The sequence below is a fragment of the Klebsiella sp. HMSC16A12 genome (genome assembly GCF_001808265.1).
GTDB classification, from domain to species: domain Bacteria; phylum Pseudomonadota; class Gammaproteobacteria; order Enterobacterales; family Enterobacteriaceae; genus Klebsiella; species Klebsiella pneumoniae.
Genome location: NZ_KV792644.1, coordinates 1 through 3,378 on the forward strand (window position 1 = coordinate 1; position 3,378 = coordinate 3,378).

The window sequence follows — 3,378 nt, forward strand, 5'->3', positions numbered from 1 at the left end:
TCCGACCGCTGCGTCTTATCCGGTAACTATCAACTTGAGTCCAACCCGAAAAGACACGACTTAACGCCACTGGCAGCAGCCATTGGTAAGAGGATTCACGGAGCAGAGTAGTAGAGTGCTTCTACAGAGTTCTTGAAGTGGTGGCCTGACTGCGGCTACACTGAAAGGACAGTTTTGGTACCTGCGCTCCGTGAAAGCCAGTTACCTTCGGAAGAAAGAGTTGGTAGCTCTTAATTCCGGCAAACGAACCACCGTTGGTAGCGGTGGTTTTTTTGTTTACTGGGCATGAGATTACGACGAGAGAAAAAGGATCACAAGAAGATCCATCCATTTACCAGTGATTTGGTTTCAGTATTGGTTTCCGCCTTGTCGGGACCTTATCCGGCAATAGTGCCAGCCTTAGAGCTTCATAGGATACATATGGCAAGCTCCAGTCACCTAAGCCAGCCAAACTACTAATCACTCGATTGGTATCTTGTTCCCTTGGTACTACGATTCCGATTTTCAATTCGGGCCGGTCAGCCTTAATCATTTCTATTGGCGGTATCATATCCGAATCGTTAGTACAGAGAACCAACTGCTCGGCCTCACCACGAACAGCATCGCGATACATTTCTAAAGCCATCCTAACATCGGTCTGTTTTTCTTCTAATTTCCAGACTGTGGTTCTATCCGTTTTTGATGGCGGATGCCCTTCATTGAAGGTCATTGCACATTCTTGGCGTTCCGAATAATAACCTTTGATTATCTCGATCTTATCACCATAAATCTGTAGCAGAGCCCGATGATAAGCTTGCTGGGCTTGGTGTGCCTGTTCGCCTCGGGTAGCAAATTTTGCTTTGATCTCAGCAGTAAAAAACTTCACTTTAATCAGCTGTGATTCTCTTGCTCTTATCGGAAGTAGTTGTTCTTCAAAAAGCTTATACAGATCTAGCCCCTTATATCCCGAACGCTTAACCAATCCGTGATAAAAATTGAATCCGTCTACGTAAACTATTGTTCTCATTTTATTTCACGCATAAAAAAACCGCCTCTGAGGGCGGTTTTAACAACAAAAACTAACGTTAGCAAACAGTTTAAGTTGTAGTTCCTCAAGGTTAAAAGTAACCAAGAGGGCGGTTTCAAGCTCCTTAAGGAAGACGCGTAACTTAATCGCTGCCCACCTAAAGGGAGGTTTAGAGCCTCAAGGGAGCTGCGTAACTTAATCGCGCTACCAAGAGGTGAGTGTAGATTAAGTATAGTTTAATATAGTTATATTATAAGCGCGCTGGTGTCGTACTAATTATATGAATTAGATAACCAACCTGCTAAGCTGAATTCTTCTATGAAGAATTCAGCTTAGCAGGTTGGTATATGTCAGATCAAAAAAATAATTTTGACGTTCAGAAACAGACACTTGAAGCAAAGTGGGGAAGGGAAGCATTAGGTATGGGTTGGTCAGCCATTCCTACATCGCTCTTCTTCTTGCAAGGGGCGCTCAACATGACACCAACAACGTTCAATGTCCTGCTTCATCTAATTATTCACTGGTGGAAACCTTACGACTGGCCACATCCATCTCAAGAAAGTATTGCGGTTAGAATGGGAGTCTCATCAAGAACAGTGCAACGTTCTCTCCAAGAGCTAGAGAACTACGGATTGCTTATCAAAATCCGTACAAGCAAGGACAACCCTAAGTACAAAGGGCGAAACATCTACGATCTCTCCCACCTGGTTAAATCATTAAACGTTCTCACCCCTGATCTGAATGCAAAGCTGAACGAAAAATAACTTTTAAACGATATAAAAGTCAGTCTTACATTGGCAGGATTTACCATAACATCCCTTTACCGCAGCGCATGAAAAAGCCCGCAAATTGCGGGCTTGAGCAATAATTTTCCAGTATTTAGTTTGTGAAGAACTTCTTCGCCATTGGGTGATTTTTCATGATCTCATCACGTTCATCAGGATCAAAGCATCCGCAAACGCCCAGTAAGACCAGTTCTGTAAGCGTTCGAGCGCAACAACCCGTTGTTACCTGCATCTTCCGGTTTTTGTCGTATCCAAAAACCGTATACGTCACGTAATCCTCATCATAATCCTGCTGGCAAATAGAGCACGAGTCAGGATACTTTTTGATGAGAGCGTTAATCTGTTTTATTTGTGCATCAGTAGCCACAAGTTCTCCGTTAGTACATCCATAACTGGCATTGAATGTACCACACCAGAAAATCCCATAGCTGATTTAACATAAGTCTACTTGGGCGCACCCCCTGAGACGCCCTCAGCGCCATTCTGACGCGTGCGGGCCGTTTCCGGCACCTTTCCCCGGCATAATCCCTGAAAAACGCGCCTGATGATTTGTGTGCCAGTGAATAGCTATGCATACGCACCGGCACAACTCCTTTTCATGACAAAAGTAGGCCGAACGTTTCGAAAAAGAAGTTGTTCAGATGCAGCCAGTCCCACAGATCCGCGGCTGTCTTTAGGCAGTTGAGTATCAGTTCGAGCAGATTTAGATATTTCATAGTTTTCTCCTAAACAGTCGATGAATTGTTTCATCACGACGTATTTAGTCCGAAAATTTTGAGCCCCCAGAAACGATGACCGGGTGCACAGTTTACTGTGTGGCCGTGAGACGTTGGGCAAGCCGTAGGCGCGGCAGAAATACCGCAAAGGGGTCGGATTTAACGAGCAACAAAAGGGTGTCGGGCGTAGCCAGACCTGGAGGATTTGGCGTGCCGGCGGTACTCCAAAAACACATCTTGTCCCGCCGTTTTGTGGCGCCGGCGCAGCGGCAGTGGCCACAAAACATTTCCTGTCCGCGTCAGTTACTGTTCGACCGCTTCTGGTAATGAGCCCGTATCTCAGCACGGCCCTCGTCGAAGGTAATTTCACCGGAAAGAATCCGTGCCTTTACGGACTCATAAAGCGGGGTTCCGGACGGGTCCATACCTTCGAGCCTGAGAGAGGCCTCAGCCTTGCGGAACCCGGTTAAGCGAAGTTGCAATGCCCGATCATCAGTCATAGGTTTTCCTTTGAGCAGTCATGCGAATAAGGCAGGCGTAAAGTTAGCTAACTTTACATGTCCTGCCCGGATGTTGCCGTTGTATAGCTGTGCAGGCAAAAGTGGAAACCGACAGGAAACCGTTGCAGCAGAGCGTGTAATCAGGGTGGAAACAGGTGTACCGAGCGATAAGAGCCCTGTTAAGCATTACAGAAATTACGCTTCCTCGGTCATTCGCTCACTTCGTTCGGTCATGACTCTGCGGCGAGCGTTACCTGCTCAGGCGAAAGGCGATAGAAAGGGTCTGGGAGATTGGCGGTTTTCCATAGGCTTCGCCCCCCTGACAAGCATCACAAAATCTGACGCTCAAATCAGTGGTGGCGAAACCCGAC

Annotated in this window: 4 protein-coding genes; 1 reads left to right on the forward strand and 3 read right to left on the reverse strand. The window is 46.5% G+C overall.

Features of this window, described 5'->3' with window-relative positions; genetic code table 11:
* Positions 1-331 precede the first annotated feature (331 nt).
* Positions 332-1,006 (reverse strand): NYN domain-containing protein, encoded by a 675-nt coding sequence (locus HMPREF3140_RS23370; RefSeq protein ID WP_070553129.1) that lies wholly within the window; start codon positions 1,004-1,006, stop codon positions 332-334.
* 347 nt (positions 1,007-1,353) lie between these two features.
* Here HMPREF3140_RS23370 and HMPREF3140_RS23375 point away from each other — a divergent pair, with 347 nt between their 5' ends.
* The gene (locus HMPREF3140_RS23375; RefSeq protein ID WP_032416425.1) at positions 1,354-1,770 is read left to right on the forward strand and encodes a helix-turn-helix domain-containing protein; all 417 of its coding nucleotides are present in this window, start codon (positions 1,354-1,356) and stop codon (positions 1,768-1,770) included.
* A gap of 115 nt (positions 1,771-1,885) precedes the next feature.
* On the opposite strand, the gene HMPREF3140_RS23380 is transcribed toward HMPREF3140_RS23375, so the two are convergent.
* Together HMPREF3140_RS23380 and HMPREF3140_RS23385 are read right to left on the reverse strand one after the other, a co-directional pair.
* On the reverse strand, positions 1,886-2,158 hold the full coding sequence (locus HMPREF3140_RS23380; RefSeq protein WP_032725101.1) for a hypothetical protein: 273 nt from the start codon (positions 2,156-2,158) through the stop codon (positions 1,886-1,888).
* Positions 2,159-2,806: 648 nt separating this feature from the next.
* Positions 2,807-3,007: an antitoxin VbhA family protein gene (locus tag HMPREF3140_RS23385; RefSeq protein WP_032416427.1), complete on the reverse strand. Its 201-nt coding sequence runs from the start codon at positions 3,005-3,007 to the stop codon at positions 2,807-2,809.
* Positions 3,008-3,378: the final 371 nt, after the last annotated feature.

Bases quoted from the DNA above. Each gene is read 5' to 3' on its own strand.
- HMPREF3140_RS23385 (WP_032416427.1), bottom strand. From the start codon at position 3,007: ATGACTGATGATCGGGCATTGCAACTTCGCTTAACCGGGTTCCGCAAG.
- HMPREF3140_RS23375 (WP_032416425.1), top strand. From the start codon at position 1,354: ATGTCAGATCAAAAAAATAATTTTGACGTTCAGAAACAGACACTTGAA.
- HMPREF3140_RS23370 (WP_070553129.1), bottom strand. From the start codon at position 1,006: ATGAGAACAATAGTTTACGTAGACGGATTCAATTTTTATCACGGATTG.